The following is a 22742-nucleotide window of genomic DNA, read 5'->3' on the forward strand; positions in this document are numbered from 1 at the left end:
TCATCGGATTTATGATCAGTTCTGATTTCAATAATATAATTTGGAGGTTTTCTTATGTGGGCTTACGAAAGTGTTTTTTATCAGATATATCCGCTTGGATTCTGCGGTGCTCCGTTCGAGAATGATGGTGTTTTAGAGCATCGTATTTTAAAGGTCAATGACTGGATTCCTCACATCAAAAAACTTGGTGCCAATGCGATTTATTTTTCTCCGGTCTTTGAGTCTGACACACACGGATATAATACCAGGGATTATACAAAGATCGATACCAGACTTGGCACAAATGAGGACTTTGCCACAGTCTGTGACAATCTTCACAAAGAAGGGATCAAAGTCGTATTAGATGGTGTATTCAACCATGTCGGTCGTGGTTTCTGGGCTTTTCGGGATGTTTTGGAGAAAAAGTGGGATTCCCCGTACAAAGACTGGTTCCATATCAGTTTTGACGGTAATTCCAACTATAACGACGGTCTGTGGTATGAAGGCTGGGAAGGCAATTATGACCTGGTTAAATTAAATCTGAGAAATGAAGATGTCATCCAGCATATTTTTGCTGCGATCAAAGGCTGGGTAGAAGAATTTGATATCGACGGTCTGCGACTTGATGTCGCTTACTGTCTCGACCATGATTTTCTGCGCCGTCTGCGCAGTTTCTGTGACAGTTTAAAACCGGACTTCTTCTTAGTCGGTGAAACATTACACGGCGATTACAACCAGTGGATGAATGACTCCATGCTTCACTCTGTGACCAACTATGAGTGTTACAAAGGACTTTATTCCAGTTTTAACAGCATGAATATGTTTGAGATCAACCATTCCCTGCTTCGCCAGTTCGGTCCTGACAACTGGACACTCTACAAAGGCAGACATCTGCTCTGCTTCGTGGACAATCATGATGTCACAAGAATTGCAAGTATCCTGACCAACGAAAAACATCTGCCGCTGATCTACGGCCTGCTCTTCGGTATGCCTGGTATCCCATGTGTCTACTATGGCAGTGAATGGGGCGCAAAGGCGAGAAAAGAAGAAGGCGATCCGGCTTTACGCGCCTGCTTCTTGGAACCGGAATGGAATGATCTTTCTGATATAATCAGCCGTCTCGCCGAGATCAAAAAGAACTCTGAGGCATTAAATTACGGCTCTTTCCGCTCTGTACTCTTAACAAACCGTCAGTGCATTTTCGAGCGTAAGAGTGAACATGAACGCATTTATGTAGCAATCAATGCGGATGAAAACAGCTTCCACGCAGATTTTGATGCCGGATGCGGCACGGCACAGGAACTGATTACCGATACACCGCATGATTTTGGCGGTGGAACGGATCTTCCGGGTTACTCTGTGGCTGTATGGAAGATGGAACATTAGAAATACATATACAGAAATGGGCAGAAACCGGTAATCCGGCTCTGCCCAATTTCTATCTATTGATCCGATATTCAGATTGGCGGATATCTCTTACATTATCGACTGCCATCCTCATTTTACGGAACCCAATATCTGATGATCTGTACGATCTGTCCCTGTCTGACTGTGATCACTGTATTGTTACAATTAAATGCCATATCACTATTTTCAATGGCTGCCGGCAGATCATTTAGCTCTACGACCGGCAGGTCTGACTCCTGATTCTGATCTGCCTGATCTTCAAAGGTTACATCCTCAGATAAAGGAAGTGTTACTTTGCCTACTGAATAATAAACCGGATAATCATCCAAAGTCACCGTACGATACAATCCGTCATCTTCCATCAGATCAATTCCATCATTTTCAATGCCTCCATTGATCTGGACAGATCCTGTTTCGGAATCTGCATTATCTTCTGCTGCAGTTTCTGTGTCTGCCTTAGTTTCTGTATTTGCACTTGTCTGTGCATCTTGTGCAGACTTTCCGCATCCGATTACAGAGGCTGCAGTCAGCATCGTTCCCACTAAAATAAAGGTCAACAATTTTTTCTTCATACTCTTGACTTCATGTCCTTTCTTTTTTAATGGTACGATTATAACACAATAATGTTTTCATTTTATTCGGACTCTGTGATCCGGAAATCACCAGCATCTTTTGACTTGATATTCATCGTGATACAGCAGTCTGCCATGTGCTCATAATTGACCTCCAGCTCATAATTGACCTTGACATCAATATCATTTTCCGTCTCCCGCACATCCACACTTTTTGCATCGATCCCAATCAGAAGGCTTCCATATGGCGTATAATAATACGTCACATTCTTCCGGTTCTTCTCGAACATCATATGTACATTCGAAACACCTCTCTTGGTGATATCCATAAAATCATCATTCAGTTTGATGATGTTTCGTGTTGTCTGGGAAAATCCCTCGTTGACTTCATCATAGATGATATAATGTTTTCCATTTTTTTTATAATAACTGCCGGATGTGATCAGTTCCACGGATTCATTGTCAGTTTCCGGTGAAAACTGAAGCCCGCTGATAGTTACCAGTACTTCTTTTGTCATCCTGATCCTCATTTCTAATTTAACCCTGCCTGATTTTTGCAGGATTATTTATCTTAAATTGCCTTATTATATTATATGTTTTTTTTTTATTATTCAATACTATTTTTCTTGATATTTTGAAATCTCTTTCTATAATGGTATATAGAAAATATGTAAGTGCTTTCATTTTTGGGATAAGGTATTTACAGAGAGTATTTTACTGCCTAAATTTATACAATAGACTGTACGCTTTGCCTATGGAACAGGCAACCTACTCGGCAGTGGTGCCCTGGATGTTATCATGAATCCACTGATGGGTTTTATCTCCGACAGCTTTTATAAAACAAAGCTCGGTCAACGGTTTGGACGAAGACGTTTCTTTATCCTGATTGGAATCCCCCTTATGTGTCTGTACCCGCTGTTATGGGTGGAAATATGAATTTCTGGTATTATCTGTCCACCTATATCATGTTTGAGATCGTATACACCAGCGTCATGATCCCATACAACACACTTCCGGTAGAAATGACGGATGATTTTGACCAGAGAACTTATCTTGCAGGTTCAAAAGCCATGTTTGGAAAAGTTGCAAACTTCCTCGGTACCGCACTTCCGGGATTTTTCATCAGCATTTATGGACAGGACTCTCCGACTCCGTTCTTCTGTACCGGTGTTGCATACGGAGCAATCCTTATCGTTTCCATGATCCTGCTCTACACGAACTTCTGGGAGCGTCCGAGTGACGAGGTTGAGGATGAGAGCGTGGCAAACGTTTTTGAAGGCTTCAAAAAGCTCTTTATGGATATCTTACCTACTTTAAAGATCCGTACTTTCCGCCGCCATCTTGGAATGTACCTGTTCGGTTTCGGCGCAGAATGGCTTTTTACCGCAGCATTTACCTAAAACCGCTTATCGCCGCCCTCACCGGTGTTCCTTACGAGCACTGCTTTGGCAATAACAACATCGGATATAAAGTACATCATACTTCCCATTAGATAAAAAATCTGATGACACATATCCGATACCGGGATTATTTTCCCTTTTCAATGTAAGCGTTTTTATTATCCTCACATAACTGGTTTAAAAATGTGAGGTAACGGAATCTTACTTTATAATCGCCACTCTCAAGTACTTTCTGATATTCATCATCAGAAAGTACTTTTTTTAATGAACTTTTCGCATCCTCATCGATCACTTCATACATCGTATCAGAAAAACACATGTTCGGATACATCACACACCACCAGTTATGTCCCTTCCCCGCACCGATGATAATCTCCAATGCTTCATAATTTCCTGCCGGAAATGTGTACGCACCATATGTTTTTACTGGGAAATCCGTTTCTTTCAGGCAGATATCCACATCATAATCAAATCCTTTGTCTGCAATGACTTTCTTCGCCGTCTGCTTCATATTTTCCATGTTCTTCCAGATCACGATTTCTGAACTGCTGCGGTCAGACACATCCTTTAACAGTTCTGACATATGGATACCGACGGCATCCCGCACAGCAAGTTTTAAGTCCTGATCCTCTTTGGCATCACTGTTTGCGATCACATGAAAGCGTATGATCTTTTCTGCGATACCTTTTTGCATTTCAAGCCTCTGTTCATACCGCAATCCAATGATACAGGCAAAAGAAAATAAGAAAAACAGGGTTATGTACAGGAAATCTTTTTTACATTTTATGATCGTTAATTTCATTGGAATACTCCTTTTCTGTTTGATAGCAGGAGTATTCCACTTGTTTTTGTTTTTATACAAAACCTGTTAACAAAATCTATTGTTATCATTTTAAAACAATGTTATTATTTTCCATATAATCAAATTTGTACGCATTAAAAGAAAGGAATCGGAGTTATAAAAAGGATCTGATTTTGGCAGGGATCTTTCTCTTTGGACTGGTGATCGGGGCTATTTTATAAGATTCGGGTGGCAAAAGGGGACTTTTAATTTCTTGATTGGCAAATTGCACAAAACAGTGCCTATTTTGTTCCGATGTCCGAAAATTAGTCCCTGCTTCGTGCAATTTACCGGCCACTAAGTTATAAAACACCTTTTTCCACCCGAATCTTTCTAACCACCACCTTTTCACTCACCCAGATTTACCCAGTCAACCTTTACCTTGTAAATTATTTCCATATCTTTTTCATACTGCTTAGGCTGCTTCTGATAAAACAGATACCAGTCCCTGCGCTGTCCGCCCAGTTTTTTATAGCTGTTCATGCAGTCGATCTCCGCTTTTTGTGCGATTATCTGAAAATATTCTGTAATCTGTTTCTCCAGTTCTTCCTTTATATCACCGGATTTTAAGCCTTGACCATATTCTGCCTGTATCTTCTTCCTCCATCCCGGTTTTTCATACAGAATCTCTCCACTACAATTAATTTCTGCGATGACTCTTTTATCTTCTGTCTGCGAAAAAACAATCTGATTGTGCGGATCAAACAGGCGTACATCCACTCCGTCTGCAAGCGTCAGCGTATATTCTTTCATTTGATTCTGGATAAAAAAAGAAAGCATCGCCGTCTGATTGTTAATAAGTCCTGCTGCCTCACCGCGTTTCCAGACATAATACCCCCTCACGGCAGGTTTTTTTTCTGCTTCCCCAACATAGGGGATGAACAGTGTTTCCATTTTATTTTCCTGCTCCTGATAAAGCATGCCAATCGTCGGATACGCAGTCTTTTTGATTTCAGATACATTTTCAAAATAATCTTCCAGATAAGTTCCCACGGACTCTTCCATATTTTCCTGCAGATTTAAAATTGCCTGTGCATCCTCTGCCACCACAAGATAAGTATTTCTTGGCACGTCGCTCTTTTTTTCCAGAATCTCCAGAAAAGCATCCATATTTTCTGCATCCTCTAAAAAGGTATGATCCAGCAGAATAACCTTCATATGGCTGTAATCCACCACGCGGTTCCCGGACTCATCGGCATTTAGCCATTCCCTGTCAAACTGTTCCATATCACATACTGCCATTTCGATCGGGAAGTTGCGCTCCTCAAGTTCTGCCGTGGCACAGCCGGAAAGACCAGTCAGTACAAACAGGACACCTATCATCAGATAAACGCGCAGAATAGGATAATTTTTATGTTTCCATTGTTTCTTATACCGGATGACTGCAAACACCACAGGAATAAGCACTAGAAACGGTGTTCCGATATACCACACAAATTTCTCATACAGTACCGTATTTTCTTTTGAACTGTAAAAGAATACTGTAATGCCAAAAACCACAGCAAACACTGCCGCACGTTCCCACTTTTTCCACAATATCTGTCTTTTTTTTGCATGATATAAACCATTTAATAACATTTCTGCATAAAATACTGCACTATTTAACAATGCATACAATGTAAAGAACCAGATTCCAAACATAAATGCATCTGCCCTTTTTAAAAATCCACCGGTAATTTTAATCGTACTCATCAGTGTGATCGCCGGAGTCTGCATGTCTGAGAGTGCCGCACCTCCAAACACTCCAAGCAGGATCAGATAAAGTCCTGCCTCCAGGCAGCCGGTGAAAATCAATGCGAGGCGTCCTGCTTTCATCAGGCTTTCCCGTTTTCGCAGATACCCTCCCAGAAACAAAACAAGAAAAATAAGAGATGAACAGATAAACACATAATAACTGCCGGCAAAAAAATCACTTTTTTCCGTAAAAAACACCGGATTCCAATAATCCGTTTTCACCTCATCAAGTGCGGACGCTAACATGATAAAAAGCGGTATCAGGATGATCCAGAATAGCAGTTCATAGACACGCGCCCTGCCCTCGATCCCGCTTAACAGACCATACCAGACTAAACCTAAGATCAGCACAAGCACCAGATAAAATGATTCTCCCCGCAGCAGGTTGTTTAACACCGTCACAGAAAAAAGATATGCCGTATATCCCGCTAACAGCACCAGATATAAAAAATACCCCGCTTGTATGATCTTTCCAAAAAATGTACCACACATGTTTACGGTATATTCTGCAAAACTGCCCTGCATATCCCCCACCGCATAAACCATCAGCTTCAAAAACAAAATTCCTGCAACCGTTCCCGCAATGATACAAAATATTCCATCTCTTCCGCAAAAACCTGCAACCGCAGTCGGGATCAAAAGTGTTCCAAGTCCCAGAAGATCAAAAACCAGAAGCCGGAAAGCCTGACGACCTGAAATCTTTTCGTTCGATGAAAACATAATTTTTTCTCCTTTTTGTTTCAAACATCCTTCATGCTCGTTTTACTGTTTCAAACATCTTTCGTACTCATTTCAAATTTTATTCGAAACATCTTTCATACTTATTTCAATTTCAGTTTCACCCGCTCATCCCGCTTTGCGTAGATCGGGCGCTTGGTCAGTTTCCGTATCGGCAGACGCCACAGAAAGTCCCGCTCGTCTTCATAGTCGGTCAGATCTGCCCCGACAAATGGCATCAGGTACGGGATTCCAAAACTTTTTAAATGTGCCAGATGAATCAGTACAAATAGCAATCCAAGCAGCATACCAAAGTAGCCTAACCATGCACACATTCCGATAAAAAAGAATTTCAAAAGACGGAATGCTGTTGCAAATTCCTCATTCGGTATCGCAAATGAGCATAGCGCTGTAAATGAGATCACGATCACAACGATCGGGCTGACCAGATTCGCCTCGACTGCCGCCTGTCCAATGATCAGTCCTCCGACGATACCGATCGTATTTCCCATGGCACCGGGTAACCGCACACCTGCCTCCCTCAAAAGTTCAAACGAAAGTTCCATCAAGATCACCTCGACCACTGCAGGAAACGGCACCCCGCTTCTTGCATCTGCAAAAGATAAAAGCAGCATAGTTGGCAGTATCTGTGTATGAAAATTTGTCACGGCAAGATAAAATCCCGGCAGTGTCATCGCAAAAAAGGATGCAACATAACGCAATAATCTTCCAAAACTCGCAATTTCCCACCGGTTGTAATAATCATCACTCGTCTTAATAAACGAATTATAATCTGTCGGCAGGATCAGCCCAACCGGAGAATTGTCCGAAAGTACGACCACCCGTCCCTCTAAAACAGCCATTGCTGCACGGTCCGGGCGCTCCGTTGTCTGAAACTGCGGAAACGGCGAATACCACTTTTCTTCGGTAAGCTGTTCGATCACACCACTGTCCAGCACTCCGTCAATCTCAAATCCTTCCAGCCTGTGCTCGATCTCCCTCACCAGTCCCGGATACACCAGATCCTCCATGAAAACAAGATAGACATTCGTGTTCGAACGCACACCACATTTCTTCTGCTTCACCTTGACTTTCGGCGAACGGATACGCTTCCGGATCAATGCTGCATTCTGCTTGACGGAATCACAAAATCCTTCATTAGAACCCCTTATCACCTTCTCCGAATCTGCCTCTGTGATTCCCATATTCGGATAACCGTCATCCGGTATCTTTACTGCCTGGTCAAATCCTTCCACAAACAGGATCACTTCTCCGGTCAGAAGTCCGTCCACCGCATCTTCTATCGTGTCAAAATACGTTGCATCCGAAATTCCCAGCGCATTCTTCTCAAGCACCTGATAGATTTCGTCTTTTTCAAGCCCATTTAAATGCTTTAATACCTCGCCAAGCGCCGATGTTCCCATATCTACCGACACCTCAATAAACGTCAGATAACATGGCACATCCATCTGCCTGCCAAGCATCATTTCCTTCTTCTTGATATCATCACACTCATGAAAAAACTGCTCCATCTGTGCGATATTCTCGCTCAGCCTCTTTGAAACCGGTATTTTCTCTGTCATAATAATCTCCATTTCTGCACTGTTTAATGAACTATCCAACAAATGCTGGTTTGTGGTTGACATGCGTCGCCCGTCCAAATGGTGTGTCGTAGGTCTGTGAATGGCATTTTGCGCAAAGCCGGAGTTAATTTTGGTTCCGTTGTACGAAAATAAGAAAAGTCTAAGTGTGTCTGAGTTAGATTTTCTCGGAGTGACGTGACCGGCAACAACGAGTCATCCATGACTCGATGCTGCCTTGTTCTGCCATCCGTGGCAGAACATCACTGTATACCTACAGACACACTAAGATTTTCTAATTTTCTCCCAAAGTCACAAAATCAGCTCAGGCTTTGCGCAAGATGCCAGTCTTCAGGTTGTGAACACCATTTGGGTGGGCGGTTCATCTCAGAATTGGGGGCGCGGGTGTGGATTTTTGATATTCGCACGAATAAAAATATGCTTAAAATTCTAATGTGCTGTATCATTAATATTTAGCCTGATGACTTTCCAAAATTTTCAGCTGCTGCATTGTATTACATGAAATTTTTCGTAAATTGCCAGATTAATAATGCAGAATATTTTTTCAAATGTGTATGGCAATAAATATGGGCATAGTGGTATATATCGAGGTTTTTGCCAGTGTTGTCAAACAAATAATAAACCATTGAATATAGTTATTTGGAAATCTTTTTTTAATCAGATTCAGACACAAAACACTAAAAATTTACGCACCCCCAAGGTTGTGATGTGAGTTCCCCGGCGAAGGGTGGTTCACAACTTAGTGGCTGGCAAATTGCATCAAGCCGGGATTTGTTTTGTGACTTTGGGAGAAAATTAGGCAATCTTAGTCTGCCTGTTCGTAACACAGTGTTGTGCTGCCACGGACGGCAGCACAAGTCTTAATGCCCCCGGACGGGGCGTTTAAGACGCACACGTCACTCCGAGAAACATTAAATCAGGCTGACTTAGACTTGCCTTATTTTCGTACAACGGAACAAAACAGTCCCGGCTTGATGCTATTTGCCACTCACAAAACTCCACCCCCCTTCGCCGGGGAACTCATAGCCCAACAAACCATCATTTAGTGACAGCAAAAAAGGATAAGCAAACGCTTATCCTCATTTCTGTTTCTTATTCTATGCGATTTTCCACGGATTATACAACTTTTGCGAAGCAGCAGCTACTCCTGCTCACGTATCATTTCCTTGACTGCCACGACCTGATTTTTGACATGTTTGTGCATCGCTTCTGTCACACGCACTTTATCCTTTGTCATAAGTCCTTCCACGATCTCATTATGCTCCCGCATCAATGTCGGATAATTTCTTTCATCCTTTAAATACTCGACGCGATAGCGGTACATCTGCTCTCTTAAATTATTGAGCATATTAACAAGTTTTGGATTGCCGGTTGCCTGATAAATAATATCATGAAACTTTACATCTGCTGCTGCGATCTTTTTTAAATCTTTTGATTTGGTAGATTCCTCAAACTCATGCATTGTTTCTGTCAGGGTATCTAACTGTTCTTTCGTCATCTGTTCACATGCGATCGATGCAGCAAGTTCATCTAAGGCGTCACGGATCTGAAGCACATCCTCCATATCCTTTTCCGTCATTTTGGCTACTTCCGCACCTTTTCTCGGAATTGTGACCGCAAGTCCTTCCTGCTCTAACATACGGATTGCCTCACGGATTGGTGTACGGCTGACGCCTAACTTTGCAGCAAGCTGCAATTCCATCAGACGCTCTCCGGGTTTTAACTCTCCTTTTAAGATTGCCTCGCGCAGTGTATTAAACACCACATCCCGAAGAGGCAGATACGCATCCATATTCAGCGTCAAATCGTCTGTCATAAACCTGTCTTCCTCCATTTCTTCGCTTATCTCATGTTGTTGTAAATACTGGTCAGGTAAACCTGTTTTGCCAGTCCGGATGCCTGCATCGCCTCATATGCTGCAACCGCTTTCTCTTTATCATCAAACAATCCGAATACGGTCGGACCGCTCCCGCTCATCATTGCCCCTGCAGCCCCATGCACCATCATATGTTCTTTGATTTCTGCAATTACCGGATAATTCGGGATTGTTACTGTTTCTAAAACATTTCCCATATCTGCGGTAACAGCTGCAAGATTTTTCTGTCTGATATCCTCAACCAGCCGGTCAATATCCGGATGAACAGTGTTTTCATCCAGTCTGAGATTCTCATATACAAACTTCGTCGATACAGAAATCTGCGGTTTTGCGATCAGCACCGGACATTTTACCATCGGAGGCAGTGCTGTAAGTTTCTCACCGATTCCCTCTGCAAGCGCGGTTCCACGCATAATACAGTAAGGAACATCCGCTCCGATCTTAACTCCGCGCTGCATCAGCTCCTCCTTAGACAGTCCAAGTTCAAACATCCGGTTCATACCATAAAGCACTGCTGCAGCATCTGTACTTCCTCCTGCCATCCCGGCTGCAACCGGAATATGCTTGTGCAGTTTTACATCGATGCCGTCCTTGATCTGAAATTCATCGATCAGAAGTTTTGCTGCCGTATAAACCAGATTATTTTCATTGGTCGGCAAAAAAGACAGGTTCGTTGTCATTGTGATCCCGCCTGCGGTCTTTTTCATTTCAAGACGATCAAACAGATGTATCGTCTGCATAACCATTTTCACTTCATGATACCCATCTTCACGTCTGCGTACAACATCAAGTCCAAGGTTAATTTTTGCAAGTGCTTTTACTGATATTTCCTTCATAATCCCCATACCATCATTATGTATTTTCGTTGTTTTTTGTATACAACATAAATCTTAACATTTTAAGACCAAAAGGTCAATTCCATCTAAATTATTTTTCCCGAAAAGCCGATATACCTTACAGAAAAAAATGCATGAACAAATCAGTCATTCATTTACTGGAATGGAGGAATTATTTATGGATATGAATGCAATTAACAGCGTAACTTCAACATTTAACAGCTATCAGACAAGTCAGGCTTCCAAGAAAGTTTCTGAGACAGCAGACAAAACAACTACCACGGATAAGACGGAAACCGGTGTTGTATATGAGAAATCTTCTCAAACTGACAAAAACACCGTTACCAAGAAAACAGACTATAAAATGGTAGAAAAATTAAAAGCAGATGCTAAACAGCGTACTTCCCAGTTACGCAGTCTGGTCGAAAAGATGATGACCAAACAGGGCACAGCCATTGCAAATGCTGATTCCATGTGGAGCTTCTTAGCAGAAGGCAACTTTACCGTTGACGAAGAGACCCAGAAACAGGCACAGGCAGATATCGCAGAAGATGGATACTGGGGTGTAGAACAGACTTCTGACCGTATCCTTGATTTTGCAAAAGCACTTTCCGGCAATGATCCTGAAAAAGCGGATCTTCTGATCGACGCATTCAAAAAAGGCTTTGATGATGCAACCAAATCCTGGGGAAAAGATCTCCCGGATATCTCTAAACGCACCTATGATGCAGTTTTAGAGAAATTTGACAAATGGAAAAATGGTTCTACCACAGAAACTGCCGGAACTGAGACAGAAAACTAATTTCTACAAAACAGACATCACATCTGATGTATCTCATAAAAAACTGCAGGGATCATATTTTCATGATTCCTGCAGTTTTTTATTATAACATTCTGCATATTGCTGCTTTTATGTTTTATGTTTTCTATTTCTCTGCTTTTTTATTTCTCTTCTAAGATTTTTTCAATACTTGCTAATTTCACGCAGACAACAAAGATCTCTGCTGCTGTTGTCAGATCCTCTAAACTTGGATAAGACGGTGCGATACGGATCACGGAATCTTTCGGATCTTTTCCATATGGGAACGGCGCACCTGCCGGAGTCATTACAACACCTGCTTTTTTCGCTTTTGCAACAACATTCTTTGCACAGCCGTCTAAAGTCTCATATGTGATGAAATAACCTCCCTTTGGTTTATACCAGGTACCTACGCCTAAACCTCCAAGTTCTTTATCAAACATGTCTGTGATCATTTCAAACTTCGGACGTAAGGATGCTGCGTGTTTACGCATATGCTCTGTGATACCATGAATGTTCTTAAAGAAACGTACATGACGGAGCTGGTTTACCTTGTCATGACCGATGGTCTGAACCTTCAACTGTTTCTTGATATCCTCTAAGTTATTTGCGGAAGTTGCGATCGCAGCAACACCGGAACCAGGGAATGTGATCTTGCTGGTGGAACAGAATTTGTATACCATATCCGGGTTTCCTGCACGCTTACATTCTGCAAGGATCTCGATCAGATGATCCTGGTCGATATCATATAAATGATGTACGCAGTAAGCATTGTCCCAGTAGATACGGAAATCTTTTGCAGCCGGTTTCAATCTTGCAAAACGGCGTACTGTCTCATCGGAATATGTGATACCCTGCGGATTAGAATATTTTGGAACACACCAGATACCTTTGATCGACTCATCTTTGCTGACTAAATCCTCTACCATATCCATATCCGGACCTGTTGGCAGCATCGGCACATTGATCATCTCAATGCCGAAATATTCTGTGATGGCAAAATGTCTGTCATATCCCGGAACCGGACATAAGAATTTTACTTTATCTAACTTGCACCATGGAGTATTTCCCATAACACCGTGTGTCATGGAACGTGCAATCGTATCATACATGATATTTAAACTGGAGTTACCATAGATAATGATATTGTCCGGATTACACTCGATCATATCGCCGATGAGCACTTTCGCCTCATGGATACCGTCAAGCACACCATAGTTACGGCAGTCTGTTCCATCTTCGCAGGTTAAGTCCACATAAGATGCTAAAACATCCATCATTCCCATAGACAGATCAAGCTGCTCCTGGGATGGCTTTCCTCTGGACATATCAAGTTTTAATCCGCGCTGCTGGAATTTCTTGTACTCTGCCTCGAGTGATTTTTTTTCGGCTAACAGTTCTTCCTTTGTCATTTCCTGGTAAGCTTGCATTGTTTGCTTCCTCCTCTTGGTTTTCTATACATTATTTATCATTCATGGAATATTCCCCTTTTATCTTATGGAAATATTCCCTGATCTGCTGTTCATAACCGTTCTCTGACGGTCTGTAGAACTTCCGGTCAGTCAGTCCGTCCGGCAGATACTGCTGTTCTACATAATGATTCGGATAATCATGCGCATATTTATATCCTATGCCGTGACCGAGTTTGGATGATGATTTGTAATGGGCATCCTGCAAGTGGGACGGAACCGGTGCTGTCATAGTATTTTTCACTGTTTCCATCGCCTCACTGATCGCATTGACTGCGGAATTGCTCTTTGGCGCGCTCGCCACATAAGTGACTGCCTGGGCTAATATGATCTGCGCTTCCGGCATCCCGATACGCTCTACTGCCTGTGCTGCCGACGTTGCAACAACAAGTGCCATCGGATCTGCATTGCTCACATCCTCCGATGCACAGATCATGATCCTTCTTGCGATAAATTTGATATCCTCCCCCGCATACAGCATTCTTGCTAAATAATAGACTGCCGCGTCCGGATCAGAGCCGCGCATGCTTTTGATAAACGCGGATACCGTATCGTAATGGTTATCACCGGACTTATCGTACTTTACCACACGTTTCTGTATACATTCGGAAGCAACGGAAAGCGTGATATGTATGAACCCGTCCTTACTGCGTTCCGTTGTCAGTATTCCAAGTTCTACCGCGGTCAATGCTGCACGTGCATCGCCATTTGAAATATCTGCAAGAAAATCCAATGCGTCCTCATCAATGACGGCATGGTATGCGCCCATACCCTTTTTCTCATCGTTTACTGCCCTTAAAATAAGAGTTTTAATATCCTCTTTTTCCAGACTTTTCAGTTCAAAAATGATCGAACGCGAAAGAAGAGCACCGTTTACTTCAAAATAAGGATTCTCGGTCGTTGCACCGATCAGAATGATGGTTCCGTCCTCCACAAACGGCAGAAGATAATCCTGCTGTCCCTTATTAAAACGGTGGATCTCATCAATAAACAGGATCGTCTTTTTTCCAAACATCCCCATGTTATTCTTCGCCTTGGAAATAACATCTTCCATGTCTTTTTTGCCTGCGGAAGTTGCATTCATCTGCAGAAATTCAGCACTTGTAGAGTTCGCAATGACCTTTGCAAGTGTTGTCTTGCCGGTTCCCGGAGGTCCGTAGAGGATAATGGAACTTAGCTTATCCGCCTTGATCGCGCGGTACAGTAACTTGTCCTTCCCGATAATATGCTGCTGTCCTACCATCTCATCTAAAGTTGCCGGACGCAGACGCGATGCAAGCGGCGATTCCGTTTCTTTTTTCTGTTCTCTCATATATTCGAATAAATCCATGTTTCAACCTGTCTTTCTGACACATACATTTGCTCTTTTTGCATTTTTCTTTCTGCAATCCTGCATTTTTACGTCTAAATATTTATTTTTTTGCATTACTTCCTGCAAATATGACAGATCAATTTTTCAAAAATTCATTCATCTATTACCATACAGGAAAATATACGCTTTTGCAAGACGTAAAATTATTTTCTCCGTTCTGTATGATTTTCTCTGAAAATCTGTCACTTTACTGTGCAAAAGCATATACGTACTTCTGAAATGCCTCTCCACGTTCCTCAAAGTTTTTAAAATAACCATAAGATGCTGCTGCCGGTGAGAGAATACAGGCACCTCCCGGCTCTGTCATCTGCACTGCTGCCTCAACTGCCTGCTCTAAATCTTCCACATAAACACAGTTCTCACAGTCACCAACTTCCCCGAAAATACGTTTACCGGATGCATATGCACAGATAAACTGAAATTCCCTGTGTTCCCTGATAAATGTGATCAGAAGATCATAATTGATCCCACGGTCCATGCCTCCGATCAAAATAGTCTTTGCATCCGGAATACTCATTGCTGCATTTATGGCAGCCTCCGGAATTGTTGAGATGGAATCGTCAAAGTATCTGACTCCTCTGTAGGTGCCAATATACTGCAGCCGGTGCGGCAATCCCTCAAACTCTGCCATGCTCTTTAACACCGCCTCTTTTTCACATCCAAGCAATTCCGCCACATGTTCTACAAACTGCGCATCATACTGGTTATGCTCCCCGGCAAGTCTCAGTTTATAATGCACATCTTTCGGCTGATGAAGCACTGTCTTTTCCGCTTTTGTCTCAATCTTCGGTACATTTTCCCCGACAAAGAAAAAGTCTCCACTTTTCTGATACGCTGCAATATGGCTTTTTGCCTCAAAATATTTTTCTACCGTCCCATAATAGTCAAGGTGTTCCTCATAGAGATTTAAAAAGATTGCAATATGCGGTGACACATTCGTATGCGCAAGCTGGTGGCAGGACATCTCATAGACAATGATCGTATCTTCTGTCACTTCCTCGAAATAATCAAGACAAGGCTGTCCGATATTTCCGAGAAGCAGCACCGGTCTGCCGCTGCATGCTTTTAAAACGGTATAAAGCATGGCAGATGTCGTGCTTTTTCCTTTTGTGCCTGTGATTCCGATCACCTGGTCACGAAACTGCTGCAAAAACAATTCTGTTTCTGAAGTATATTTCGGATTTTCTTCCTTCATCACAATGCCAGGACTCTTTATGATAAAATCATACGCATCCTCATTGATCTCTTCTCTTTTTCCTTCAAATATATCCACAGATGCCGGTTTTGCACATCTTTCCAGGAAGTGCTCTGTCGCTTTTCCTTCTCTGCCGTATCCCCAGATCAAAATCCGTTTTCCATCCAACTCGCTGATGATGTCCATTTTTATCTCCATTTCTCCATGCACGCATATTCTATTTGGGTGCATCCTGCAATTTCTTTTTTACTTTAAAATTCATTTCCGGCTTTTATGCCCTATGCCCGGCTCATAAATTCTTTTAAGACTTCTAAAAAATGCTCCGGCACCTGATTTTCAGATACCCATTCAGAAAGCATCCCGTCTAACTCTCCCGGTGCAGCCTCGATCGTCTCTTTATAACGCTCTGTTAAAAGGCTTTTTCCACCGCGGTTTACAAATGTTTTTAATGCAACCAGGACTTCACGTCTTGTTCCCACACATTCAAATGGTTTATTCTCCTCAATTCCTGTCAGTTCCCTGAAATCAAGATCCAGTGAGTCTTTTTCTAACAGGTTCTCTCCAAAAATGTGTACCAGATCTTCCTGTGATAAAAACGGTGTTAAAATAATATAGACAAATAAACATTTCGGGCAGTTGCAGCACCAGATTCCCTGCTTACTTCCCGCATTACAGCTCCGAAATACCTCATGATAATTCTTACACTTTGAAAACAGCCATGCGATCTGCATCTCGGTGAGCGGACGAAGAAGACTGAAATAGTGGATATCTGAATCCGTCACTTCTTTGATATATGATACAAAATCCTGCTCAAATTCAAAACTCTTTGAATACTGATGGTTGACAAAAGAATCCTTTACCGTTGTCTCATTTGCACTCGTCTCATTCGAAAGCACGATATAGCGGTTGCCACTCAAAAATGCTGAAATAAAGGATGAAAATGCCACAACAGCAGAAAACGGGATATGTCCGTTTAAATACCCTTCTGCATTGAGCTCTAATATTTTTTTATCAAGGATACGCTTTGCGGCATAATCTCCCTGTTTATGATCACAGACTGCAATGACGTTTTTCGTAGTCGCATTACCGTTGATACTGTATGTGGTGATCTTCTCTCCCTTTAATACTTCCAGCGAAACAACCGAATCCTTTCCACCTCCGACTGATACCAGACATCCGTCATAGGAATGTGTATCATGGATCGGTACATCTTTTTTCTCTTCACACTCGATCGTTACAAGATCTTCCTCTGAAGCCACGATCCCATTGCAGTACATAAACTCGCCAAGTCCATTATAATATAACTTTTTCCACCATTTTTTCTGTTCAGCGGAAAGTGTTCCACAAAGTATCTTTAACTGTTTCGGACAGGCACATTTCCAGTAACTGATCGTCTCTGCCATTCCAAGGTGAAACGCAAGTGCATTTAAGATTGTCTCATCCACGCGCTCCGCAGCCGGGAACTCCCATTTTGACTGAAATTCACACAGTCCCGGTATCTCAAAGTGATACACAATACGATATGCATTTTCGATATACTCCACCGAATGATCTTTATATAAAAAAGAATTGTACTGATTTCTGAAATCTTCAAACTTTGACAACGTAAATCCTCCATTCCAGACGCGATACGTCCCAGACCTATTTTTATTATATGAAATAACCGTCCGCTATAAACATCCACACCGCAAAGCAGACTCTAAAATATCATAGCACACATCCTTGCAAAAGTCGATAGCAGAGGGACGCACAAACAGCGTCCACCAAAAAAGGAGTGGGCTTTTCGCCCACTCCCTATACGGTCATGCCATTAATTTTTCTTGCCAAGTGTAACAGAAATCGTCTGCTCCTGATATTCACCATTCGTAGAACGCTGAATCTTCACATCAACGGTTGTACCTGCTTTATAATACTCCATTGTAGATGACAGTTCTTCCATGGAACCGATCTGTTTTCCATCGAATTCTGTGATGATATCGCCTTTCTGGATGCCCGCCTGCTCTGCTGCGGAACCACTTGTTACCTGTGCAACATAAACACCGGATGGCATATTATATGTCTTTGCAACATCATCTGTCACATCGACGCCTGCAATACCAAGGTATGCACTGTCAGATTCATCTACTTTTTCTTTCGTGATCAGATCATTGATAATAGGTGCTGCCGTATTGATCGGGATCGCATATCCGATACCCTCTACCGAAGTATCAGAATATTTTACAGAGTTGATACCGATGACCTCACCGTTTGCACTGAGTAATGCACCACCACTGTTACCAGGGTTGATAGCTGCATCTGTCTGGATCAGTTCTGCGGTATAACTCGTATCACTCTCTGAATCACCGACGGATACCTGACGGTTCAATGCACTGATATAACCAACAGTTACAGACTGTCCATAACCAAGTGCATTACCGATCGCGATACAGGAATTACCAACTTTTAAGCTGTCGGAATCACCAAGTGTAGCTACTTTGATGTTATTCATGGTGTCACTCTCAATGCTGCTTAAAGCGACACGGATGACTGCAAGGTCAGTGGATGGATCTGTACCCTTTACCTCTGCGCTGACGGTTGACTCATCGTTAAAGGTAACTGTCAGGCTGTTTGCACCGTTTACCACATGGTTATTGGTTGCAATGTAAAGGTACTCATCATCCTGGCTTACGATGATACCTGATCCACAGCTTGTGCTCTCATACGTCTGTGGCATACCGCCCCAGAAACTCTGGTATTCGGTCTCGCTCACATTTGTGATTGCCACGATGGACGGCATTACGGATGATACAATATCAGATACATCCGTTGCAACGTAATTCGATGATGTGGAAGTTGCCTCCACCTTGCTGTCTGCCTTTGTCAGTGAATTCTGACTGCCACTGCTCTCTGCCACGCTCTCATCATTTCCAAATGCCTTGGAAGATACAAGATGTACGCCCTCAAATGCAGTACCGGATACCAATCCAAATACTAAAGCAATAGCTGCGCATTTTGCAAGTTTTGTTCCAAATCCACCCGGTTTTTTTTCTCTTTTCTTTTTCTGCTTTTTGCCGGTCGGCTGTGCATTCTGATAAAATGCATTGCCAGTATTCTGATATCCTCCATTTTGATATCCGGTATTCTGGTAAGTACCATTCTGCTGATAGCCGGTATTCTGATATGTGCCATTCTGATATGCACCACCCTGCTGATATCCTGTGTTCTGTGAATATGAACTGCTGTTCTGATAAGAATTCTGGTAATGGTTTACGTTTCCTTCATTCGTGTGTTCTGTCTGCTGGCTGTTCTGGCTTCCGTTATTGTATGAATAGAAGGAATCCGAAGACCCATTCTGATTGTTGTTATTGTTATAATTGTTACCATCCATAACGATTTCTCCTTTCGTATTCGGAATTTCTTTTCCTTTTCTGATTATGAGTGTACAGAGAAATTGTGTTCTATTTGTGACAAAACAATCAAAAAAATATGTTTTTATTTTCAAATGTAATTTATGATCTGATGCAAAATATTCCAGACACCAAGACCTGCCATAATGGAATAAAACAGATCCCGCCATTTTTTTTCAGGGATTTTAAATGCCAGAGCCAGCATGATAAACATACACATCCAGTCTGTCAGATAATAAACCCTTGCACCGGACGCATAGATCGTCGGCGAAAAATGCATGATTGCTTCACTTGCAATTCCACCAAGCCATGCCAGCACAAGTACTACACTGTGTTTTGAAACTTTCCATATCAATATGCAGGTAAATAAAAGTGCCACAATCCACCAGCACATTGCAAACCAGTTTGCCGCCTGCATATCTTCGATCCGCGGTACCTGATCAAGCCGCACTGTAATATCCTTAATATGAAGCCCACAGTCTGAAAATATTTCGATACCAAAAAATGGAAGTATTGCAGTGAGTAAAAACAGACCTGCCCCAGTCACACATACCAGATCTGATGTTTTTCTTTCATTTTTACATAAAATATGCAGGATTCCCGTCAACCAGATTCCTGCCAGCAACAGGCGGTTCTCATTTGCAAAAGAAGACACCAGCCATTGCACAGTAATAAAAAAATGCTGCCCAAATGAGAGTTCATTATACTGCGGCATCCAGTTCTGCACTTCCGATACAACCCGGATATCATTTCCCGGTGCCAGAAACAGAATGATAAATGCCACGACAGTCACCGCAGTCTGTGCAATAAGAAGGATATTTCTGATCCGTTCATTTTTCCCCGGATGTTTTTTACATCCATATTGCCTGACTGCAGCCACCAGTACTGCCAGCACCTCAAACGTCAGCAGTACCGCTGCCATCTGTTCGATTGACATGCTTGCAAGAATCGCACAGGGGATGGAATAGAAAAAATGTTTTGTGTTTCCCACTCCCGTATCAAACACAATATCTGCAACCGGGATCAGAGCCCAGATCCCACAGGTAAATGACCAGGTGTAAAAAATAGATCCGTTGATCCATATTGCCGCATATCCAACGGTCATAATCGCCATCAGAAGATAACCGCACACCACTGTAAGTGTCGGTCCCGCCAGAAATCTTTCTGTACGAATCCCCGCTGCTTTTTCTGCCAGTTTCAGAACACCGCATGGAAGAAGTACGATCATCATGGCATTTACAACACGCCAGAACCAGATTCCCAGTGTAAACGCAGCATATACCATCGCTTCTCCAGACATTCTTCCCACCCATGTCGTATAACGCCAGCTCAGATATTCCAAAAATCCCATTTCATGTGTATACTGATAAAAAAAGGCATCGTCGCCATCGGAATACCCCACCTGCGTCAGCAGGAGGAATACTCCCATAAACATCAATGCCCAAAATAAAACTTTTTTAGAAGTCTCTTTCATAATTTACCTATTCCCGTCTGATACTTCCTGTTTCCACATACGTCTCCAGTAATCCGGACTCATCGTGCACTTTAAAATCTGTTTTCTGCTCAGCTTTTTATATCTTTTTCCGAGCCAGTACCCCGCATATTTTCCAACACACATGATTCCAAGTTCAAAAATAAGATGTGGCTTTCCAATCGAGCACAAATACTTCATGGTACTCTTTACCAGCTTCATTCCCTCCGCTTCCGAACTGATCTGTTCAAATATCTCAGGATGCATGGTCTGTGAGACAGCCAGATCAAAATTCCGGTGGAACTGCTGTTTTACTGTATAATTGTGGGAATGAATCACTTTCGCGTCCGCTTCATATTTTACATAATATCCTGCAAAAACTGCTTTTGCCGCAAAAAACATATCTTCATTAAAAATAACCGGTGACTCGAATCCTCCAAGCTCACGAAACAGATCCACCCTGTAAGCTGCACATACATCAGAGCAGAAAAATGTTTTAATGCCAAGTTCTTTTATATCATCTTTCCCTTTTTTTCTGCTTTTATCCGGATAATTAAAAGATCTTGTATAGCGCTCTACAATGCGGCAGTTCTCATTTGGAAGCTGTCTTGCATAACAGACTGCTGTATCCGGTTCCTCTAAGCCTGCTGCCAGCCGTTCAATCAGATCTGCATCTGCAGGGACTGCATCCTGTGTCATAAAAATAACAACATCTGCATCAGAATGATCTGCGCCATACATTCTCGTTCCACCATGGTCAAATGTTTCTTTGCTGACATGATACAGTGTATATTCACATGGAAGTGCCTGCAGGCACTGTTCAATTGGATACTTTGCTACAGCCTCTCTCCATAATGCTTCTTCTGTATTTAAAATAAGAACCCTATGAACGACAAAGGTCTGCTCCTGCAGTTTTTGCAGGAGCAGACAAAATGTGTCATCCGGTCTGTAAGTCGGTATGATCAGATCTGCTTTCATTAATATCCTTCTCCCTGATGGAATCCGGTATCATTGACAATCTGAGCACTGTTATTCTTGACTGTATCGGTCGGTGCATATTCATTATCATCGTATAAAAATACATGAAGCTGTTTTACATTGGATTCAAGATCACATGGTACAACAACGCTTCCCTTATTTCCAAGTGTTGTCGTATTCTTCTCAAATGGGAATCCTGTTGTCTCGCCAAGGCTGTAATTAAATACCTGTGCAGCCAGAGAGATCAGCTCTGTATTTGAAAAACTTGTCTTGATATCACCAAATACTTCATCGAGCAGGCTGTTGATCGTAGTAAGATTTGCTTTCTGGGCTTTCTGTACCATTGCAGTAAGAACTGTACGCTGGCGTTCTGTACGTTTATAATCATCTCCTGCAGTATAACGGATACGCGCATATGCACATGCCTGAACACCATCCATCTCTACGTTTGTTCCGCCGCCGGATAAATATTTTGAATTATGTTTTGTCAGCTTATTGATCTCATCCATGTAACCATGCATTAATACAGCCTCGTCATCGGATACCTCCGGAATCGTAACTCCTCCAAGAAGATCTACACATTCCACAACTGCATTAAAGTCCACTGTTACATAATCGGTAATGTCCATATCCAGGTTTTTATTTAACATGGTAATTGCCTGCTCCGGACCACCTTTTGCATATGCGGAATTACATTTCTTAAAAGTACCGCCTCCGATATCCAGATAACTGTCTCGATATACAGATACCAGCTTTACCGCATGTGTATCATTATTGATACTTGCGATCATGATAACATCACTGTTACCTTTGGAGAGATTACCGTTTGAACGGTTATCAAGACCAAACAGTGCGATTGTTGTATAACCTGCCATGATTTCCTGTGACTCCGAAGATAATCCCTCATTTACCTCGATATCTTCTTTATTGAAGCTTGTGTCTTTCTGGATCTTTGAAAGTTTTACCGTAACAAACAACACTGCTGCTAAAATCAGCAATACAAGAATCTCAATTACAACGATAATAAGTCTGTTTTTCTGCTTCTTTCTTCTTTTTGACGCTTTGCTGTGTGCCCCGTTTCTTCCCTGTACTGTTTTACTCATAAATGT

At 42.2% G+C, this 22742-nt stretch carries 18 protein-coding genes; 3 read left to right on the forward strand and 15 right to left on the reverse strand.

Annotation, left to right across the window (positions count from 1 at the left end):
• Nucleotides 1-54: 54 nt before the first annotated feature.
• Entirely contained in the window at nucleotides 55-1365 is a 1311-nt protein-coding gene (locus ACDD58_RS05360; protein ID WP_186900285.1) for an alpha-amylase family glycosyl hydrolase, read from the forward strand.
• Nucleotides 1366-1481: 116 nt separating this feature from the next.
• Here the strand turns inward: ACDD58_RS05360 and ACDD58_RS05365 are convergent, their stop codons facing one another.
• Nucleotides 1482-1958 carry a hypothetical protein gene (locus ACDD58_RS05365; RefSeq protein WP_370776263.1) on the reverse strand — a complete coding sequence of 159 codons (477 nt, stop codon included), beginning with the start codon at nucleotides 1956-1958 and terminating at the stop codon, nucleotides 1482-1484.
• Between the two features lie 62 nt (nucleotides 1959-2020).
• Nucleotides 2021-2476: a DUF1934 domain-containing protein gene (locus tag ACDD58_RS05370; RefSeq protein WP_117921593.1), complete on the reverse strand. Its 456-nt coding sequence runs from the start codon at nucleotides 2474-2476 to the stop codon at nucleotides 2021-2023.
• Between the two features lie 414 nt (nucleotides 2477-2890).
• Between ACDD58_RS05370 and ACDD58_RS05375 the strand changes: the two genes are divergently transcribed.
• Nucleotides 2891-3358 carry an MFS transporter gene (locus ACDD58_RS05375; protein ID WP_370776266.1) on the forward strand — a complete coding sequence of 156 codons (468 nt, stop codon included), beginning with the start codon at nucleotides 2891-2893 and terminating at the stop codon, nucleotides 3356-3358.
• 127 nt (nucleotides 3359-3485) lie between these two features.
• On the opposite strand, the gene spoIIR is transcribed toward ACDD58_RS05375, so the two are convergent.
• The 5 genes from spoIIR to ispE all read right to left on the reverse strand — a co-directional run bounded on the left by spoIIR (nucleotide 3486) and on the right by ispE (nucleotide 10972).
• Nucleotides 3486-4160 carry a stage II sporulation protein R gene (spoIIR, locus tag ACDD58_RS05380; RefSeq protein ID WP_370776269.1) on the reverse strand — a complete coding sequence of 225 codons (675 nt, stop codon included), beginning with the start codon at nucleotides 4158-4160 and terminating at the stop codon, nucleotides 3486-3488.
• A gap of 387 nt (nucleotides 4161-4547) precedes the next feature.
• Nucleotides 4548-6653: a GerAB/ArcD/ProY family transporter gene (locus ACDD58_RS05385; protein WP_370776270.1), complete on the reverse strand. Its 2106-nt coding sequence runs from the start codon at nucleotides 6651-6653 to the stop codon at nucleotides 4548-4550.
• 101 nt (nucleotides 6654-6754) lie between these two features.
• A complete protein-coding gene (locus tag ACDD58_RS05390) occupies nucleotides 6755-8233 on the reverse strand; it encodes a spore germination protein (RefSeq protein WP_186900289.1) in 1479 nt (492 codons plus the stop codon).
• Between the two features lie 1159 nt (nucleotides 8234-9392).
• Entirely contained in the window at nucleotides 9393-10067 is a 675-nt protein-coding gene (locus ACDD58_RS05395; RefSeq protein WP_186900142.1) for a GntR family transcriptional regulator, read from the reverse strand.
• 26 nt (nucleotides 10068-10093) lie between these two features.
• Complete coding sequence (gene ispE / locus ACDD58_RS05400; protein WP_186900141.1) at nucleotides 10094-10972, reverse strand: 4-(cytidine 5'-diphospho)-2-C-methyl-D-erythritol kinase; 879 nt, start codon at nucleotides 10970-10972, stop codon at nucleotides 10094-10096.
• Nucleotides 10973-11126: 154 nt separating this feature from the next.
• On the opposite strand from ispE, the gene ACDD58_RS05405 reads away from it, so the two are divergent.
• Nucleotides 11127-11765, forward strand: coding sequence for a hypothetical protein (locus ACDD58_RS05405; protein WP_117921040.1), 639 nt, complete (start codon nucleotides 11127-11129; stop codon nucleotides 11763-11765).
• Nucleotides 11766-11905: 140 nt separating this feature from the next.
• On the opposite strand, the gene ACDD58_RS05410 is transcribed toward ACDD58_RS05405, so the two are convergent.
• The 8 genes from ACDD58_RS05410 to ACDD58_RS05445 form a co-directional block, all read right to left on the reverse strand.
• The gene (locus ACDD58_RS05410) at nucleotides 11906-13192 is read right to left on the reverse strand and encodes an aminotransferase class I/II-fold pyridoxal phosphate-dependent enzyme (protein ID WP_118210135.1); all 1287 of its coding nucleotides are present in this window, start codon (nucleotides 13190-13192) and stop codon (nucleotides 11906-11908) included.
• 31 nt (nucleotides 13193-13223) lie between these two features.
• Complete coding sequence (locus tag ACDD58_RS05415; protein ID WP_118210136.1) at nucleotides 13224-14561, reverse strand: replication-associated recombination protein A; 1338 nt, start codon at nucleotides 14559-14561, stop codon at nucleotides 13224-13226.
• A gap of 229 nt (nucleotides 14562-14790) precedes the next feature.
• A complete protein-coding gene (gene murD, locus ACDD58_RS05420; protein ID WP_241070897.1) occupies nucleotides 14791-15984 on the reverse strand; it encodes a UDP-N-acetylmuramoyl-L-alanine--D-glutamate ligase in 1194 nt (397 codons plus the stop codon).
• Nucleotides 15985-16076: 92 nt separating this feature from the next.
• Nucleotides 16077-17402, reverse strand: coding sequence for a hypothetical protein (locus ACDD58_RS05425; RefSeq protein ID WP_370776276.1), 1326 nt, complete (start codon nucleotides 17400-17402; stop codon nucleotides 16077-16079).
• A gap of 206 nt (nucleotides 17403-17608) precedes the next feature.
• The gene (locus ACDD58_RS05430) at nucleotides 17609-19165 is read right to left on the reverse strand and encodes a S1C family serine protease (protein WP_118210139.1); all 1557 of its coding nucleotides are present in this window, start codon (nucleotides 19163-19165) and stop codon (nucleotides 17609-17611) included.
• A 110-nt stretch (nucleotides 19166-19275) separates the two neighbouring features.
• Nucleotides 19276-20658 carry a DUF6056 family protein gene (locus tag ACDD58_RS05435; RefSeq protein WP_370776279.1) on the reverse strand — a complete coding sequence of 461 codons (1383 nt, stop codon included), beginning with the start codon at nucleotides 20656-20658 and terminating at the stop codon, nucleotides 19276-19278.
• A gap of 3 nt (nucleotides 20659-20661) precedes the next feature.
• Nucleotides 20662-21633 carry a glycosyltransferase family 2 protein gene (locus ACDD58_RS05440; protein WP_186900137.1) on the reverse strand — a complete coding sequence of 324 codons (972 nt, stop codon included), beginning with the start codon at nucleotides 21631-21633 and terminating at the stop codon, nucleotides 20662-20664.
• Complete coding sequence (locus ACDD58_RS05445; RefSeq protein ID WP_370776282.1) at nucleotides 21633-22736, reverse strand: LCP family protein; 1104 nt, start codon at nucleotides 22734-22736, stop codon at nucleotides 21633-21635. Before ACDD58_RS05445 ends, ACDD58_RS05440 begins: the two co-directional genes overlap by 1 nt.
• Between the last annotated feature and the right edge of the window lie 6 nt (nucleotides 22737-22742).

It is taken from the genome of Roseburia sp. (assembly GCF_041325975.1).
Taxonomy (GTDB): Bacteria; Bacillota; Clostridia; order Lachnospirales; family Lachnospiraceae; genus Roseburia; species Roseburia rectibacter.